At 56.6% G+C, this 16,592-nt stretch carries 17 protein-coding genes and 3 pseudogenes; 5 read left to right on the forward strand and 15 right to left on the reverse strand.

Features of this window, described 5'->3' with window-relative positions; genetic code table 11:
• The first annotated feature begins 1 nt into the window (after window position 1).
• Both J5278_RS03235 and J5278_RS03240 read left to right on the forward strand, forming a co-directional pair.
• Complete coding sequence (locus tag J5278_RS03235) at window positions 2-646, forward strand: DNA-3-methyladenine glycosylase (protein WP_209185130.1); 645 nt, start codon at window positions 2-4, stop codon at window positions 644-646.
• Between the two features lie 111 nt (window positions 647-757).
• Window positions 758-1,315: an HNH endonuclease gene (locus tag J5278_RS03240; protein ID WP_111219936.1), complete on the forward strand. Its 558-nt coding sequence runs from the start codon at window positions 758-760 to the stop codon at window positions 1,313-1,315.
• A 14-nt stretch (window positions 1,316-1,329) separates the two neighbouring features.
• Here J5278_RS03240 and J5278_RS03245 read toward each other — a convergent pair whose 3' ends face one another.
• Complete coding sequence (locus tag J5278_RS03245) at window positions 1,330-1,845, reverse strand: disulfide bond formation protein B (protein WP_209185129.1); 516 nt, start codon at window positions 1,843-1,845, stop codon at window positions 1,330-1,332.
• A gap of 19 nt (window positions 1,846-1,864) precedes the next feature.
• The gene (locus J5278_RS03250; protein WP_142824797.1) at window positions 1,865-2,455 is read right to left on the reverse strand and encodes a YqaA family protein; all 591 of its coding nucleotides are present in this window, start codon (window positions 2,453-2,455) and stop codon (window positions 1,865-1,867) included.
• A 245-nt stretch (window positions 2,456-2,700) separates the two neighbouring features.
• Here J5278_RS03250 and J5278_RS03255 point away from each other — a divergent pair, with 245 nt between their 5' ends.
• Window positions 2,701-2,976 carry a hypothetical protein gene (locus J5278_RS03255; protein WP_209185128.1) on the forward strand — a complete coding sequence of 92 codons (276 nt, stop codon included), beginning with the start codon at window positions 2,701-2,703 and terminating at the stop codon, window positions 2,974-2,976.
• Window positions 2,977-2,998: 22 nt separating this feature from the next.
• Here J5278_RS03255 and J5278_RS03260 read toward each other — a convergent pair whose 3' ends face one another.
• The gene (locus J5278_RS03260) at window positions 2,999-3,253 is read right to left on the reverse strand and encodes a PilZ domain-containing protein (RefSeq protein WP_247749217.1); all 255 of its coding nucleotides are present in this window, start codon (window positions 3,251-3,253) and stop codon (window positions 2,999-3,001) included.
• A 753-nt stretch (window positions 3,254-4,006) separates the two neighbouring features.
• Here J5278_RS03260 and J5278_RS03265 point away from each other — a divergent pair.
• The gene (locus tag J5278_RS03265) at window positions 4,007-4,612 is read left to right on the forward strand and encodes a hypothetical protein (protein WP_209187609.1); all 606 of its coding nucleotides are present in this window, start codon (window positions 4,007-4,009) and stop codon (window positions 4,610-4,612) included.
• Window positions 4,613-4,860: 248 nt separating this feature from the next.
• Window positions 4,861-6,129: a PIN-like domain-containing protein gene (locus J5278_RS03270; RefSeq protein ID WP_209185125.1), complete on the forward strand. Its 1,269-nt coding sequence runs from the start codon at window positions 4,861-4,863 to the stop codon at window positions 6,127-6,129.
• Window positions 6,130-6,989: 860 nt separating this feature from the next.
• Here the strand turns inward: J5278_RS03270 and J5278_RS03275 are convergent.
• From J5278_RS03275 to J5278_RS03325, 12 genes and pseudogenes are all read right to left on the reverse strand, one after another.
• Window positions 6,990-7,157, reverse strand: coding sequence for a hypothetical protein (locus J5278_RS03275; RefSeq protein WP_209187059.1), 168 nt, complete (start codon window positions 7,155-7,157; stop codon window positions 6,990-6,992).
• A gap of 244 nt (window positions 7,158-7,401) precedes the next feature.
• Window positions 7,402-7,596 carry a hypothetical protein gene (locus tag J5278_RS30860; protein ID WP_247749932.1) on the reverse strand — a complete coding sequence of 65 codons (195 nt, stop codon included), beginning with the start codon at window positions 7,594-7,596 and terminating at the stop codon, window positions 7,402-7,404.
• A 54-nt stretch (window positions 7,597-7,650) separates the two neighbouring features.
• Window positions 7,651-7,806 (reverse strand): annotated as a pseudogene (locus J5278_RS31570) (hypothetical protein); the annotation flags it as partial.
• A gap of 111 nt (window positions 7,807-7,917) precedes the next feature.
• A pseudogene (locus J5278_RS03285) lies at window positions 7,918-8,313 on the reverse strand (ATP-binding protein); the annotation flags it as partial.
• Window positions 8,314-8,411: 98 nt separating this feature from the next.
• Complete coding sequence (istB, locus tag J5278_RS03290) at window positions 8,412-9,188, reverse strand: IS21-like element helper ATPase IstB (protein WP_111221724.1); 777 nt, start codon at window positions 9,186-9,188, stop codon at window positions 8,412-8,414.
• Window positions 9,189-9,199: 11 nt separating this feature from the next.
• Entirely contained in the window at window positions 9,200-10,753 is a 1,554-nt protein-coding gene (gene istA, locus J5278_RS03295; RefSeq protein WP_111221723.1) for an IS21 family transposase, read from the reverse strand.
• A gap of 171 nt (window positions 10,754-10,924) precedes the next feature.
• Window positions 10,925-11,338: pseudogene (locus tag J5278_RS03300) on the reverse strand (ATP-binding protein); the annotation flags it as partial.
• Complete coding sequence (gene istA, locus J5278_RS03305) at window positions 11,328-12,848, reverse strand: IS21 family transposase (protein WP_209187055.1); 1,521 nt, start codon at window positions 12,846-12,848, stop codon at window positions 11,328-11,330. The gene istA (J5278_RS03305) and the pseudogene J5278_RS03300, both read right to left, overlap by 11 nt.
• Before the next feature lie 372 nt (window positions 12,849-13,220).
• Window positions 13,221-13,796 (reverse strand): hypothetical protein, encoded by a 576-nt coding sequence (locus J5278_RS03310; RefSeq protein WP_209186972.1) that lies wholly within the window; start codon window positions 13,794-13,796, stop codon window positions 13,221-13,223.
• 116 nt (window positions 13,797-13,912) lie between these two features.
• Entirely contained in the window at window positions 13,913-14,236 is a 324-nt protein-coding gene (locus J5278_RS03315; RefSeq protein WP_219258306.1) for a hypothetical protein, read from the reverse strand.
• 182 nt (window positions 14,237-14,418) lie between these two features.
• Entirely contained in the window at window positions 14,419-15,486 is a 1,068-nt protein-coding gene (locus J5278_RS03320; RefSeq protein WP_209186970.1) for an AAA family ATPase, read from the reverse strand.
• Window positions 15,483-16,163, reverse strand: a complete 681-nt coding sequence (locus tag J5278_RS03325) for a hypothetical protein (RefSeq protein ID WP_209186969.1) — start codon at window positions 16,161-16,163, stop codon at window positions 15,483-15,485. Before J5278_RS03325 ends, J5278_RS03320 begins: the two co-directional genes overlap by 4 nt.
• Between the last annotated feature and the right edge of the window lie 429 nt (window positions 16,164-16,592).

Below are 16,592 nucleotides of genomic sequence, written 5' to 3' on the forward strand. Positions count from 1 at the left end.
CATGCGTATAATCCGCGACGCCGGCGACATCGCGGAGGGGCTCGAAGCGCTGCTCGAGAGCGACCCGCGCCTGCGCCCGATCGCCGCACTGTGCGGCGCTCTGCCGTTGCGGCTGAGTGAACCCGGTTTTGCCGGACTGGCATATGTCATCGTCTCGCAGGCGGTGTCGCGGGCGAGCGCCGAGGCGATCTGGGAAAGGATGTGCGCGGCCGCAGGCCCACCGCCCGCCGAGGCGTATGTGTCACTGGCGCCCGATGCCTGGCGCGCGTTCGGCCTGTCGCGCGGCAAGGCCGAGACGCTGTCGAGAGTGGCAACAGCGGTGGCGGAGGGCCGGCTCGACCTCATGGATCTCGGTGCGAAAAGCCCGGAAGAGGGGCTTTCCAGGCTGATGGCGGTGAAAGGTATCGGCCCGTGGACGGCGGAGGTCTACCTGATGTTCTGCTGTGGCCATGCCGATCTGTTTCCGTCCGGCGACATCGCGCTGCAGGCAGCAGTCGGCATGGCTTTCGGGATGGAAGCGCGCCCATCGGCGAGGCAAGTGGCTGAGGTGGCGACGGCGTGGGCGCCGTGGCGGTCGGTGGCGGCGCGGCTTTTCTGGGCATTTTACGCGGTTCGCACGGCGCATGTCGCTCTGCCCGTCGGGTGATCGGCCAATGGATGCCAAAAATGCTGCTCTGCACTGAATTTATTGGACTTCACATTCCTGTAACAACAGGCCTAATATGGTGCTGCAGATGAATCGACCGGGAGGATTTCCTTGACGATTGCAGTTTCGCCCCAGGCCTTGCCGGCGCTCGTCCTGAACGCCGACTACCGGCCACTGAGTTATTATCCCTTGTCGTTGTGGTCCTGGCAGGACGCGATCAAGGCCGTCTTCCTAGACCGCGTGAATATCATCGCGGAATACGACCACTCGGTCTCTTCGCCGAGCTTCTCCATGCGCCTGCCCAGCGTCGTTTGCCTGAAGAGCTATGTCCAGCCGTCCCGCAATCCGGCCTTTACGCGCTTCAACGTTTTCCTGCGCGATCGCTTCGAATGCCAGTATTGCGGCGCCCATGACGATCTGACCTTCGACCACGTCATCCCGCGCGCCCATGGTGGCGAAACGACGTGGCAGAATGTCGTTGCCGCCTGCTCGCCCTGCAATCTGCGCAAGGGCAGCAAGCTGCCGAAGCAGGCACAGATGTTCCCGGCGCAGAAGCCGTACCAGCCGACCGTGCAGGACCTGCACAATAACGGCCGGTTGTTTCCGCCGAACTATCTGCACGAAAGCTGGCTCGACTATCTCTACTGGGATACCGAACTGCAGCCCTGACGGCTGCGGTTCGCCTACGCCGCCTTGCGGAAGCCGGCAACGGCGATGGCGGCGAGGATGAGGCTGGCAATGACATTCCAGCCGGCCATGGACAGGCCGAGCACGCGCAGTGCAGCCACCGAGCACGACGGACCATGCACCTTGTTGAGGCTGCCGAGCACGCCACCGCTTGCGGGGGTCGTGGACGAGAAGGCCGGCCCGGTGCAGGAAGACGGCCCTTCCCAGAAGTTCCATTCGACGCCGGCGTGATAGACGCCCATGCCGCCGCCCACCAGCATCATGATGCCGGCCACGGCAAGCAGCCCGCGGGTGAGCCAGGCAGGCATGCCGAACAACGCGCTCAGCGCTGCGAGAATGGCGACAGGGATGCCGTAGTAGTAGGGCAGGCGCTGCATCAGGCAGAGCTCGCAAGGGGTATAGCCGCCGATATACTGGAAACCGAGCGCCGAGCCGACGGTGGCCGCCATGCCGAGTGCCAGCAGCGCGGCGTAACCGAAGGCGGGGCGGGCGGGGTTGATCGTCTCGGTCATCGTATGGCTCCGGGGTCGTTCAGTGCGTCAGGAAATGCAGGGCGATATAAAGCAGGATCAGCACAGCCGCGACGGCGCCGGCAATCAGGCCCAGACGTTTTTCGATGAAATGGCGGATCGGTTCGCCGTAGCGCTGCAGCAGCCAGGCGAGAAAGAAGAACCGGGCGCCACGGGCAACGATGGCGGAGATGATGAACAGGCCGAGATTGATGTTGGCAACGCCCGACAGTATGGTCACCACCTTGATCGGCGGCAGATGGGCGAGGCCCGAGGTCACCAGCAGGAGGACGACGGTCTCGTAAGTGATGCCGTTGCGCAGCTTGTCGAAGGCTTCGAGCTTGCCGTAGAATTCGAGGATCGGCTTGGCGACGGTCTCGAAGGCGTAATAGCCGATGGCCCAGCCGGCGATGCCGCCGAGCACCGAGGCGACGGTGGCAATCAGCGCATACCGATAGGCTCGGTGGGGCTTGGCGAGCGTCATCGGCAGCAGCATCACGTCGGCCGGCACAAGGAAGACCGAGCTTTCGACGAAGGCGATGACGGCAAGCCAGATTTCAGCCGAGGGCCGGCCGGCGAGCGACATGGTCCAGTCGTACAGTCTGCGCAGCATGCGTTCCCTTTCCCGGTTGCAGTGCAAGAGCTTTAGGGGGCTCGACCGGGGCTGTAAATGGCGCCGGCGCCGGCTTCTACCCGCCCTGTGCAAAATTTTCGTGATGGCGTTCAGCCCCGGCGCTGTCGCAAACTTGTCACGCCGGACCCAATCGCGCTGCAGCGAGCGGCAGCTTCGTGTCTGCTGCATTGCAAATCCACTGTTACGGCGCACACTCGTTGCAAAGCGATTCTGCGGAGCAGGCCATGAAGCTTCTGGTGATCGAGGGTGGCAGGAATGCAGCGCGGCTGACGGCACCGACCGTGCGGCCGACTGCCGCCGATGTTCATGCCGAAGCCATGCGGCGCATCGGAATGGCCGGCTACGACACGTGGCGCATCCGCGAATTCGCCACGGGCGCCGCAATGCCGAAGGCGCTGCGCTATCTCCAGATGCAGATCGCCTTTGCCGCAGAAACGCTGGCGCGGCTGGAGCGCATCCCCGACGATTTCCGCTCGGACGTCTACTGGCCGCTTGGCTGAGGTGGGGGTTGGATTTGTCTGGTTAGTCGGTGTCGGGCACCGGGAAGCTGACGCCGACGGAATCGATGCGACGCCATTTGACGGTGGCATCGAAGCTGCGTCCATCGGACAGCAGCAGCTTGAAGGTATCCGGTATTGAGACGGCGTTCTGCACCTTCAACCGCGCACCCGCCGGCGAAATGTCCCTGACGATGCAATCGAAGACGGAATATCCGCCTTCCAGGACAATTTTTGCCCCGAGGAACGACCGCGATCGAACGTGTTCTCTATTTTGCAAGACGGGCATCCTGGAGCAGAGTTCGTGGCTTTGATTTAGCAGACGGAAAGATTGAAGCTTTATGAAAGCCGACGCTGCAAGTTGTCGTAAGGCAAAAATTATAGGGTGGGGGAGAGGTTGGGGTTCGATACGTGCCAACCGAATTCTTTCCAGTGCTGCCTACAAACCCGGCCGGCCCGGCGGCACTACATCCGATGGCTTCAGGCGGTCGCCTTTTTTCGCGACAGGCTTCGTATTGACGGGTTCGTCGATCGAGGTGCGATAATTATCGGCACCCTTAAGGTACAGATAATAAGCCAGCCCTCCAAATGCTGCAGCACTGAGACAAGAGATCAAATAATACATAATGACTGTTCGGAGCATGCGGCGGCGTTACAGCAAGATCAGCCCACCGTCGACAACAAACATCTCTCGGTCATGCAGTTCTATCAATATGGAAATGACGGTTGTCAGGTGATGTGACATGGAGTGCCGGAAATTCAACAAATTTTCCGCTATGAGTGGTGGTGCCTATGCCGGGATGGCAATAATGATTTCGACCAACTGCTCAGCGTGCGCCTGGACACTTCAGCGTCGCGTAGCTAATTTACTCTTCTTTGAAAAGTGTCCAGCCGATATGACGATTCATTAAAGTCCCGTTGCGCAGAATCAATAAGGTTTTTATTTTGCGTGTCCCACGCGAGAAAGGCTAAGATGCCTACGCCGGTACCCACCCATACGATTGGTCTTTGAATAGCGGGCTACGTGAGCGAGATGAAATCTCAAGAAGGTCCTCCTAGCGCTCCTTTAAAAAGTAGCAGTCCTTCCGGCGTTAAGTACAGGCGATTGAAGGCCGCAGTTGTCCTGGCTGTTGTGATCATTTTCGCTCTCGAACTCTTCTTGTTCGTTATCGCCGCGGGCACGCATACATTCTTGGTATCCCCATCCTGGGCCTTAACCGTCCGCACGGCGTCCATATATTGCGGAACTGTTTTTGCCGTCCTTGGCATCTGGGCCGCCATCGCGACCCGTGACAGAGTAAATGCATTTCAAGCATTTTTCGCACCCATCATTATGCCATGCTTGGCTTTCGTCGTCGGGCGCGTGATGTTCATTGGCATCGTTCCCTTGCTGGCCGCCTTGTTGTTGGGGCATCAAGTCGAAATTCCCTACACTGTGTCCACGCCCACACGATCCGGGGGCAAGGCTTGCTCATCAGGAATTGGACTTGAGGATCTACCAATTGGGCTGGATACCCTTTGTATCCATGACGAGGCATTGCGAGAGGGGCTTCTTCCCGGCTCTCGAATAATAGTCACAGGCTATGGCACCACCGAGGGGATCTTTTTTAAGACGCTTCGTCGCGTCGATCGACACTGAGCGAGCGGCGCTTGCGAACAGGTTCTGAATATATTCAGCTTGGGAAGCTTCCAGAACAATCAACCTTTTCAAGTCAACGTTTCACTGAACATTGCCCTCGCCGGCTCTTTCCGGCGAGGGACCTGACACGTCAGTGATGCCTACGTGGCTCACCAAATTTTTCTTCGACCTTTTACTGATTTATGTGGACGGCAAGCAAGGGCTGTGCATGGTATATTCAATACAAGCTTGGGTTGAAAGAAGTTTCCATGCGCGACGCGTTTCCTCATTTTTATAAATTGTCCGACGATCAGATCTTCGCGATTTGGAAGGATTGCATCTTTGTCATTGATGCAAATGTGCTCCTAAATTTGTATCGCTATCAGGAAACCTCACGGGAAGATTTGCTCAGGGTTTTGAGCGCGGTCAAGAACCGACTATGGATGCCGTACCAAGCAGCGATGGAGTTTCAGAGAAATCGGCTTGCTGTAATCAAGGATCAAAAGGGTCGCTTCGACATAGTCCAAAAAGCAATTCACCAGGCGTATACCGGCTTGGAGGCCAGTTTTACGAAAATCGAGAAACGCCATGCCCACATCGATCTCTCAGCAATTTTAAATACCATAAAGAAGACCATTGATGATGTAGTCCTCGAAATCAGCGACATGCAAGACATCCAACATGACGTGCGTGAGCCTGATGAGTTGCTTGGACGCATTGATTCACTTCTGGAGGGGAAAGTTGGTGGCCGACCAGATCAAAAATACATAGATGCTATCGTAAGCGAAGGGAAGTTTAGGTATAAATTCAAGCAGCCGCCAGGCTTTGCGGATGAAGAGGGTAAAAAAGATCTATTTTATACGGACTATGGCGTTCAATATATTGGAATATATGGTGATCTGATACTATGGAAGCAGATACTAGATTACGCCAAAGAAAAAAATTTGCAGTCTATTATTTTTGTGACAGACGACTCTAAGCCTGATTGGTGGAATATTTCGAGTGGCAAAACATTAGGGCCACGTCCAGAGCTTGTATCAGAAATCAAAGCGCATTCCGATGTCGATGCATTTCACATGTATTCCGTAGAGCGCTTTTTGAAACTAGCCAAAGAACATTTGAATATCGATGTATCAACGGGTTCTATTACCGAAGCGCGTGAGATCGCTAGAAGCGATAAAGATCAAGAAGCAGCGCTTGGCCTGTTGAACTATGCGAAGATACCGAATGATACCGATGAAAGTTTGGGAACCTCGAATTCTATAAATAGTATTCTTAAACTCCGTAGACGTCATGGGCTTTCGCCAGATTGGCTAGAAATGCCGGATACACTGTCTGTAATTTTATCATATTCAAAAGAAAACTTTCAATTTACAAAGAATGCTGTAGATGCGCTCCTTTGGTCTTACCCGCAGCTATCGGCGTCTTTTCAACCCTTCTCAGAACAGGGCGCAAAGCTTGATTTGTATGGAGGCAAAAGCGACATCAATTCGCTAATTGGCCACTTGAGGAATGCAGGGATTACCATATTCGACTAGGCGCAGTGCGCCTCTGCCGGATCGAGATCTCGCTCAGTAAGCAAGGCGCCCCCCCGTCCCGAACGGCGAAGGCTTCGTCAAAACCCACCTTCTGCGGGACGGACAGGATTTTTGATCACTGTCCGTCCCGCTTCTATCCATTCAATCGGTAAGGAAACGGTCCGTGCTTCGATTGCCTTAGATGCTTTGAAGCTTTAACTGCAGCCTTTGACCTTGCTCGCGGACTCAATGGCAATGACCTTGCCCTTAGATACAGAAATATCACCCTCTTTGTCGCCGCCCGTTAAGCTTGAAGCCGGAACCCCAATCAGAAACACGCCCATCGCGTCAGCCGTAGCCGCGTTGTTTTGAGCCTTGGAAAGCGAGGAAAGAGTTCCGTGCTCTTTGATATTTTCCTGCGCGAGCTGAGCAAAATTTAGATTCGAATACCCGCATGGCCGATCGCGGAGCCACCGAACGACAGATCATGTCAATCACAGGCCATACCACATCGAAGGAAGTCACCAGGTACACAAAAGCCGCCAATCAGCGGTGGCTTGCGGATGGTGCCATAGGTCTTCTGAACAGCGAAAATCACGAAGACTGAGGATCAAAGGCCGAACAAAAGTGTCCAGTTTTTCGGCCTAGTGTAAGTTTTCTGGACGGTTAATGCCAAAAAGATCAATCTTTTCAACGTCAAAAAACAGTGGTGGTGCCCCATGCCGGGCTAGTCTGCCCAGTATCGAACCCTGTCTGGAAACGTCTTTTTCACTGTTAGATCAGAGCGATAGAGCTAATCCGCCTGTTGGGATAGCGCGACCCTACAGTACCTCAAGGATGTTGGCAACAGTACCCCGCTATCGCCTCCAAGAGCGCTTTTGTTAGGCTTTGCTAGAGACATGAGCGGGGTTCGGGATCATCCAGTCGAAAGACCGCATGTCACCGACGCGATCCCAATGGAAGGCGCAAATTTTCCCGAAAGCTTGGACTTCAAAGAACAGCGAGCCGAGCGACAATTCGATTTCGAGGCGGCGTGTTTTGATGAGCATTAGCTTGTCCCCGTGAGACACCTGCGTGATTGCGGTGATCACACTTTGCTAAGTGCTTCGGCGGGCAAGAGCAAGCGAAAAAATTGTTGTAAATCAGATATTTAGTTGCACTACTGCAAGCTTCCCACTGTCAGAAACATCATCACAGTTCTTGGTGCAGTCAGAGCGGCGCACTTCGAGCCTAGCTCGCTTTTTTGTTCAAGTCTCCCCAAGGACGATCAAATTGCGATAGCCACGGCTCAAGCTACTCGGCAATCGATGCGCAACTCAAAAGTAGATCGATAACTGCCTGAGCTTTTGCTTTCTCAGCGGATAGGCGATCCACCCTGCGCGTCATCACCTCAACGACCTTCAATATCAATTCGTCGTCCGTTGGGGTGCTTGTGCTGACAGCCTCAGCAGCGGCAGTCGATGCCTGGGCAATCTTAATTGCTGGCATCACAACCCGCCTGATCCAGTTAAGTAATGGCTTTGCCTCTGGGCTGCTTGAACGCCTAAGTATTTTGTACAGGCTGTCTTTTGAGATAAGTGTAGCTGATTGAGATTTCGAGTTTGAGAACAACTCTGGATTAGACTTACGAAACACCGGCTTTTTTTGGATGGGCCCGTGTCCCAGAAGCCAACGACCGGAGCCGGAACCTGTAGGCAAACCCAGCGCTGCGCATAGGTCGCCTGCGATGAACCACGGTGTTGGTTTTCACGCGGAACTGAGCCGGTTTTTCCACCGAGAAGTGAGCCACCTCTGAGTATGGTTTTTTGATCAGGGTTTGGTCAAGGGGTTGGCTTTTTCTCCTTTCTTCTGCGCTGCTGCAGCCGAGCTGGCCTTGAAGCGGAAGCTGTCATTTCCTGTTTCCAGGATATGGCAACGGTGGGTCAGACGGTCGAGCAGAGCCGTGGTCATCTTGGCGTCGCCGAAGACTGTTGCCCATTCGCTGAAGCTGAGGTTGGTGGTGATGATGACGCTGGTGCGTTCGTAGAGCTTGCTCAACAGGTGGAAGAGCAGCGCTCCGCCTGAGGCGCTGAACGGCAGGTATCCCAACTCGTCCAGGATGAGCAGATCGAGGCGCACCAGGGTCTCCGCGATCTGGCCCGCCTTGCCCTTGGCCTTCTCCTGCTCGAGAGCATTGACCAGTTCGATGGTCGAGAAGATGCGGATTTCGCTAAATCGGGACAGCGGTTTCAGCAAGTCGCGGACAAGCGTTTCGCTAAGTCGCGGACAACGGATGCGATCGAATCCCGGTTGCCTTGTTGCTGTTACGCGTGATTGTGTTCGGTTATTTCGTCGCCGGTCAAGAGCGTCGGCGTTTTTCGTTTGCGCATGCTGTCGCCTTCGAGAGTGATGCGGTGGGCGTTGTGAACAATGCGATCCAAAATCGCATCGGCCAAAGTGGCTTCTCCAATCATTTCGTGCCAGGCGGCCACCGGAAGCTGAGCTGTGATCAGGGTCGATTTCCTTCGATATCGCTCCTCGAAGATTTCGAGCAAATCGAGGCGCTGTCGGTCATTCAGGGTATGGGTTCCCCAGTCATCCAACACCAGCAACTGAACACGTGCCAGCTTGTCGATGAGGCGCGGAAAGCGTCCATCGAGCCTGGCAAGTGCGAGATCCTCGAAGAGCCGCGGCATACGAACGTAGAGGACAGAGTAGTCGAGGCGGGCCGCCTGTCTCGCAAAGGCGCAGGCGATCCAAGTTTTTCCAGTGCCCGTTTGGCCTGTCAGGATCAGGTTCTCGTTTGCCTTCAGCCATGCGCCCTGCGCCAAGGACAAGACATTGCGACGATCAAGGCCGCGGTGAGATCTAAAATCGATGTCTTCGATCGAGGCATTGGCAAATCGAAGCTTTGCTGTGGCGAGCCGATTGGTCAGCCGTCGGTCGGTTCGTAGTGCGATCTCGCGGTCGAGCATCAGGCCAAGCCGTTCGTCAAAGCTAAGATCATTTCCATGAACTTGCTCGATAAGTTCGCGATAGGCGGTTGCCATTCCGGCAAGACCAAGCGCACTCATCTGGTCCAGTGTTGGATGTGTCAGCATTAGATGTCCTTTCATTGGTAGTAGGTTTTGCCGCGGATATTGCCGTGCGGCGGTGCCGGCTTCACGGTCTCGCTTGCGGCAGGAGCCTGATCGAGACCAGATCTGAGAATGTTGGCGACAGACGAATAGGTCAGCGCATTGATGACCAACGCACGCTCACAGGCCAATTCCAGCCGATCGGTTTCGTAACGACGCGCCAGGGAGAGAATGCCCTGAGCGGATCTGTAGCCTTGCTCCGGGTGCGGCCGATCGCTAAGCAGACGCTCGATAAATATCGCAGTATTGGCCCCAACCTTCGCCGCTTCCTTGCGCAACGTGTGAGGCGTCGTGTTTGCATAGCGCTGGTGAGCTTTCGGCATATGCTCATTGACAGTGATATGGCCGGAACGCTGGGAGCTTCGGATGTGGCTGGCGACCCGCTTGTGGTCAAAGAAGATCTCGACCGCTCGATACGTCAGCCTGATATCGACCTTCCTGCCGATCAGACCGTGCGGCACGGAATAGAACGTCTTGTCGACGTCGACATGGTAATCGGGATGAACCTTGGCGACCTTCCATTCCGCGTATTCAAACGGCGTTGGCGGCAGTGGCTTGAGCTGGGAGCGCTCGACCTCATCGAACAGGGCTCGCCGGGATTTTCCATACCGACGCATCGTACGGGTGTTAAGGTCCTCGATCAGAGCGCTGATGCGGATATTGAGATCGACAAGGCTGAAGAAACGGTCGTTTCGAAGTCTGGCCAGAACCCACCTCTCGACGATTAAAACCGATCCCTCCGCGGATGGTTTATCCCGAGGACGCCGCGGCCGTGCTGGCAATACGGTCGTATCGTAGTGTTCGGCGAAGGCAGCAAATGTCGCGTTCAACGTCGGTTCGAACCAGAGAGCCTTGGCAATCGCGGATTTGAGGTTGTCGCAGATCGTTGTCTTCGTCACCCCACCGAAGTAACTGAAGGCTCGCTGGTTCGCCTCGATCCAATCCGGCAGCTTCTGACTGAAGCTGGCATAGGAGAACACCAATTGCGATGCACTCAGCACGGCCACATAAATCTGTGCTGCCCGGATCTCGCCAGAAGACGGATCGATGATCGGGATCGTATGGCCGGCATAGTCGCATTCCATCGCGACACCAGCCACATGACGACTGCGATAGGTGGGTTTGGCGCGGCTCTCATAATCAGCAAATCGGCAGCAGAACCAGGTGTAGCCGTATCCATCCGGATGGACCTCCCGGTATTCCTGCCATAGCAGGTTGAGCGTCACGCCTTTGCGTTTCAACTCGCTGGCCACTTTCGGCCAGTTCGGTTCCTCGCTGTCTCGAGGAGGTCGCCCCATCCGCCGGAATAGTCGCTGCTCCAGGAGCTCGTCATCATCCAGACCGGGTGGAAGTGGCCATGCTGCAAGCCCCGCCTCCCGCGCCCGCAGCAGATACGTTGAGACCGACGTCTTGCTCATCTTCAGCCGCTCAGAAACGGCGCGTATCGACAATTCCTGCTCGAACGTCAGCCGCAGTATCGATCGAATGTCTTTCACATCAGTATGTCTCGCTTGCTTCCGTCTAGGCATTAGATCCTCGCTTAAAACACGAGAACAAATTGCCAGATCGGCGCTCACGAGATTCGATCTAAATCCGCTGTCCCTTCTGTCCGCGACTTACTGAATTTGCTGTCCCGAACTTTCTGAATTCGGTGTCCGCGACTTACTGAAATCTTTGTCCGGGACTTTGTGAAACCCGCACGAGAAGAAGCGGACCTTTCGGCGATGATGCTCGATCGCTTGGATTCCAAGACCGGTCGCAACATGCGTTTTTCCAGTGCCAGGGCCACCGATTAGGACAACGTTCTGCGCCCCATCCATATACTCGCATCGGTGCAGTTGGCGCACGGTGGCCTCGTTGATCTCGCTGGCAGCGAAGTCGAAGCCGGAGATGTCTTTGTACGCAGGAAAGCGAGCGGCCTTCATATGATAGGCGATGGAGCGGACCTCGCGCTCGGCCATCTCGGCCTTCAGCAACTGTGACAGGATGGGCACGGCCGCATCAAAGGCAGGAGCCCCTTGCTCGATAAGGTCTGTAACGGCTTGGGCCATGCCATACATCTTCAGGCTCCGTAGCATGATGACGACGGCAGCACTTGCGGGGTCATGACGCATGGCGACCCCCTACGATCCTGGCGCGTAGGCCATCATAGCGTTCGACATTGGCCTCGGGTTCACGCACCAAGGTCAGCGCCTGTGGCGTATCGATGTCGGGACCATCGATTGTCTTGCCGTCGATCAGCCGATGCAGCAGGTTCAGCACATGCGTCTTGGTCGCCACCCCCGCATCCAGGGCCAGTTCCACAGCCCTGAGGACGACCTGTTCGTCGTGATGAAGGACAAGGGCCAGAATATCGGCCATCTCACGATCACCGCCGGGGCGGCGAAGCATCTGATCTTGCAACTGTCTGAAGGCCACCGGCAGTTCCAGAAAGGGTGCACCGTTGCGCAGGGCACCGGGTTTGCGCTGGATGACGGCAAGGTAATGTCGCCAGTCGTAAATCGTTCGCGGCGGCTTGTCGTGGCTGCGCTCAATGACGCGCTCATGCTCGCATAGGATATTGCCCTCGGCCGCAACGACTAGTCTCTCGGGATAGATTCGCAGGCTGACGGGCCGGTTCGCAAACGATGCTGGCACGCTGTAACGATTCCGCTCGAAGGTGATCAGGCATGTCGGCGAGACGCGCTTGCTCTGCTCGACGAAGCCATCAAACATGGCGGGGAGCGACATCAATGCTGCCCGCTCATCAGCCCAGACATCCGCGATCGTGCCGGGTAAGGTGCCGTGCGCTGTGTCGCGCCACAGGTCCTGGCAATGCTGTTCCAGCCAGGCATTCAATGCCGCCAGATCCGGAAAGTCCGGCATCTGTTGCCACAGCCGCGGTCGGGCATCCTGGACATTCTTCTCGACCTGACCCTTCTCCCAACCCGCGGCGGGATTGCAGAACTCGGGCGCAAAGACGTAGTGGTTCGTCATCGCGAGGAAACGGATATTGACCTGCCGTTCCTTGCCACGACCGACACGATCGACCGCTGTCTTCATGTTATCGTAAATGCCGCGGCCAGGCACGCCGCCGAACACACGGAACCCGTGCCAGTGGGCGTCGAAGAGCATCTCGTGCGTTTGCAGTAGATAGGCCCTGACCAGAAATGCCCGGCTGTGTGATAGTTTGATATGGGCGACCTGCAGCTTCGTGCGCTCGCCGCCTATCACGGCATAATCTTCGCTCCAATCGAATTGGAACGCTTCGCCTGGGCGGAAAGACAGAGGAATGAATATGCCGCGGCCCGCTGTCTGCTGCTCAGTCCGCCAGTCACGGGCGAACGCGGCAACCCGACCATAGGAGCCGGTAAATCCGAGAGCCATCAGATCGGCATGAAGCTGCTTCAAGGTTCGGCGCTGCTTGCGCGACCTCCCGGCCTCGGTCTTCAGCCAGCCAGATAGTTTATCGGCAAAAGGATCAAGCTTGCTCGGTCGTTCCGGTACCGTGAACGTCGGCTCAATCGTGCCCGCATTCAAATACTTCGCGATCGTGTTGCGTGACAACCCGGTGCGCCGGCTGATCTCCCGGATCGACTGCTTCTCACGCAGCGCCATCCGACGGATGATGTTTAAAAGTCCCATGTGGATCACTCCGTTGCCCCCGTCGCTCGCCGCGTTGGGGGAAGGTTCACATGGCTCAATTCTCAATGGAAATTATGCGCCTAACCGGCTCAGTTCTGCGTGGAAACCAACACCACGGTTCACTGTCGATCATCATAGTTCTTATCTCGTGGCCTTTGAAGCCGAAGACCGACGTCTCGTTGTTCATGCAACTGTCCTTCGCGCCAAATGGGAGGAGGGAGATGATTGTTGTCGAGATGAGATAGTGAAGGCGGGGCCACCTGAGCCCCACCCTCGAATATCTTCAGTATTCAAAGGGACCGTGTTGTTGTCTGCGGTCCACCTTGGGCTGCATCGGCCCGTGATCAATGGTTGAAGTTGCGACGTACTAAATCATCTGACGACTAGGCCATTGCGGCCCCTCACCAACCTCTTAACGGGCTTGTCATCTGCCGTAGGCGTGGGGCGCTTGACACCATCTCCAGCATATCCAGGCTTCGCTGATGCTGCCTTTGCGGCAAGCGTAGCGGCGGCACGGGCCTTAGCCTTCTGAAGCCGGTCGCTCAGTGTGTCGGCAGCGTCGGTAGCGTCTGTGGTGGCTGGTTGTGCGGCTGCGGGTTTTGGTGCTGCGCCGGGCCGTTTGATGCCGTCACCAGCGTAGCCTGATGCTGTCACCGGGGTTGCGGTAGGTGTTGGTCGCTTGACGCCGTCACCGGCATAGCCAGCCTTCGATGGGACTGGTGTCGCAGCCTTACTAGTCTTGCTTTCTGTGGTTGACGAGGTGGCACTCGGGGCGACGGAAGGGTTACGGTCTGAAGGACGGGGCGTTGGCATAGGACCCATCTTGGGTGTCTTGGCTGCGCTGTTGACCTCGGACTTCAGCTTTGTAGTGTAGGACTTGCCGTTGAAGGTGAAGGTCTTCGCGCCGGAATTGCGGGCGGCTCTGAATGCATTGCCAAAGTTGGACATGGTATCTCTTTCGATTTTCGGATTGCGAGTTGGACGAAAGCGCGACGAGTTGTCCGCTCAGGCCCCTTGGCTAGAACGTTGAAATTAGGTTGGAGATGGAGTTGTTTGTGGCCTCGTTACTGCGGGCCGATTTGGTCGAAATCGACAGCGTTGGGGATGCTTCCGCGCTGCTTCCCGTGGAAAAGCGCCCACTGAACCTGCGGCACAGTTTTCCTCACCGCCCTGGCAAGCTGCTCGATAGTCCTGAAATTGCCCGTAGCCAGCAGGCCCTGTATTTCTACAATGCGTGCTGCGAGTGTTCTTTCTCTTGCCGCAGCTTTATGTAGTTGGCGATCCGCAGCACAATGGACGGCGTAGGCGCAGCGGTTGGCCTTAGCGGATGTCCGCTTGGTGGCCTCTTCCTTCATCATCTTGCGCAGGTCGGCAATTCTCTCTTTCAATAGTTGTAGCTCTGTAGGCATCGGTCTCCTTTCGTGTCGTTGTCGTTAGGGATGCGGGGGGTCGCCCAGCTCGATTTGAGGCCATATTCCGTATTCCCAGCTAGTAAGAAAGGAATAGGGAATAGGACTGCGAGTGTAGCGGAGGGGCTAGAGCCTCCCCCGCAGTGCCACCCGAGGTATCCCTAGAAATCGTTGGCGGCTTCCTTGGTTACTACGGTGTCCTCTTGTTCCGCCGGGTCCTGAGCCCCACCAGACAGCGACCGTGCATTGATGAACAGTCTGTCGATCTCATCTTGTTTCGCCGTGTTGAGAATGACGCAACGCTTCAGTGCCTTCGAAACAGAGCCCTGAGACATGCCAAGCGCCTTCGCCACTTGAAGCTGATTGACGAACTTCAGTGACTTCACGGCATTCAGAACGCGCTCATCGTTGCTACCCGTGTCGTCCTGAACGTCCCATCCGGCCTCCCTAAGGGTCCACACTCGCGGCCTGATGCTGTCGTTCCCCCGGCCTCGGAACTTGCCGAATTGAGTGATGAACGATGCTTCCCCGGGTTTTTCCACGGGAGGCCTTTCGAGACCCAACTTGACCTCGAAGGTTGCCTCAAGTGCCGTCGAGCCACGAGCATCCTTGCCGGACTTGTTGGCGTGGTGGACGACAATGGCGGTCTTTCCCGCCTGCTTCATCATCAGCAAGAAGCCCATGATGGACCTGAAAGCCGTGGCGTCGTTTTCGTCTGCGAGGCCGTCAGCACAGGTGGTGAGATTGTCGATGATGATGACCTCAGCACCGCTAGTTTCCATCTCAGCAAGAATACGCTCCTGAGACGCGGCGTCGGTAATGTCGTAGAACTGAGCGCGAGGGTCTTGGAATTGGCGCGGCATCAGGAGAAGGTTCGCCCCCATTGCCTGTCGATCCAAGCCATCAACCGCGCCGCTGCCTATGAGGTGATTGATACGCTCTTGTAGATCTTGCACGTTCATCTCACCTTCGAGGATCAGTACCTTGCGCGGCTTAGGGGCTGCCCATTCCCACACACGGCCACCCCCGGCCATCGCTAGTGCCAAGGACAGGGTAAGCCATGTTTTACCCACTCCGGTCGCGGCCCAGATCAAGGCGCTCTCACCGGTCCGCAGCCAAGGGTCGATAGCAAACTCTCTTGGTGGAAAGTTCCTCCGGAGCAACTGTGCTGCCGTGATGCCCTTCAAAGGGGGCTTCGGTACACCTTCGGAAACCAGCGCGACGCTCATGCTGCACCTCCGGTCAACTCTGGCCCAAGGATGGCGTCACGCTCTGCACGGACCCTGTTCCTAGCAGCCTCAAGGCCCTTGGCCTTCCGTCTGGCGATCTCAGCCCCATAGGAAACGAGCTTCGAGGCATCGACAATCGACCAGAGTGCCTCAGTCGTCCTCGGTGGGACCTCCTTGAAGGTGCTGCGGGTCATGGTGTTGCCAGACCACTTGTAGACCGCCTCGCGTGGATTGAGGCGTAGCAGCATGCGCACGGTCTGGAAGCGGAAACCGTCGTCATGTTTCCAGTGGCGCTTGTCGTCCTCGTACCAGAAGCCCATGGCCATCACCAGTTTCACGATGGTAACGCTATCGACCTCCTCAGACAACGAGACGATTGCCCCGGATGCCTGGAGCCGATGCACGTTGAACGGAACGCCCCGCTGTGCTGCCCCGATGTCGGCCTGTGCCGCCGCCACGGTACGGTTCCAGATGTCGTTCATGCTGTCGTAGGCGGTGGTCGCGGAAACGGTGCTCAGGTAGCTTTCGATTTCCCTAATGTAGGGTTTGAGGTCCGTCTTCTTGACGCCAACCTGAAGAGGATGACCATGGCGAGCCTTAGTCCTCTTGTGGCGTTCGCATAGGGAGCTGTAGCCATCGACCGGCTTGGTGCATCCGTCAGCCTTGCATGTTCTCATGTATATGTGGGTTCTCTTTTGTTGGATTGGTCAAGGCGAGGAGCATGGCTCCCCGTTCATGCAGTACACGCTGCACGGCCACTCCGTACCGGGACCCTGAGGCACGGGGGCAGGACGTATTTGAGTAGTCTTATGTTCTAATGTGGGGTGCCCGTAGGCGCTGTGGTGGTCTCGTAACGCCGTTGACGGCGGTGCCGCTTGGGTGGACTAAGGTGATCTATGGCGCTCTGTGGTCTCTCTCAGGGGGCTCGGGTTGCTTCCCGGCCAATCCCTACACCGCTCTGTTCAACGTCCGGGCCACCCCGTCCGCCTTGCCACTGCTTACGGCCTCGACCGTTCCAGATTTGGTGTCTTTGGTTCCGCTGTACGGGGCTACTTGGTGCGTCCCCTGCGCCGTGGGTGTGTCCACAGACCTGTCAGGCGGGGTCC

This window comes from Rhizobium sp. B21/90 (assembly GCF_019355815.1).
GTDB classification, from domain to species: Bacteria; Pseudomonadota; Alphaproteobacteria; order Rhizobiales; family Rhizobiaceae; genus Rhizobium; species Rhizobium rhododendri.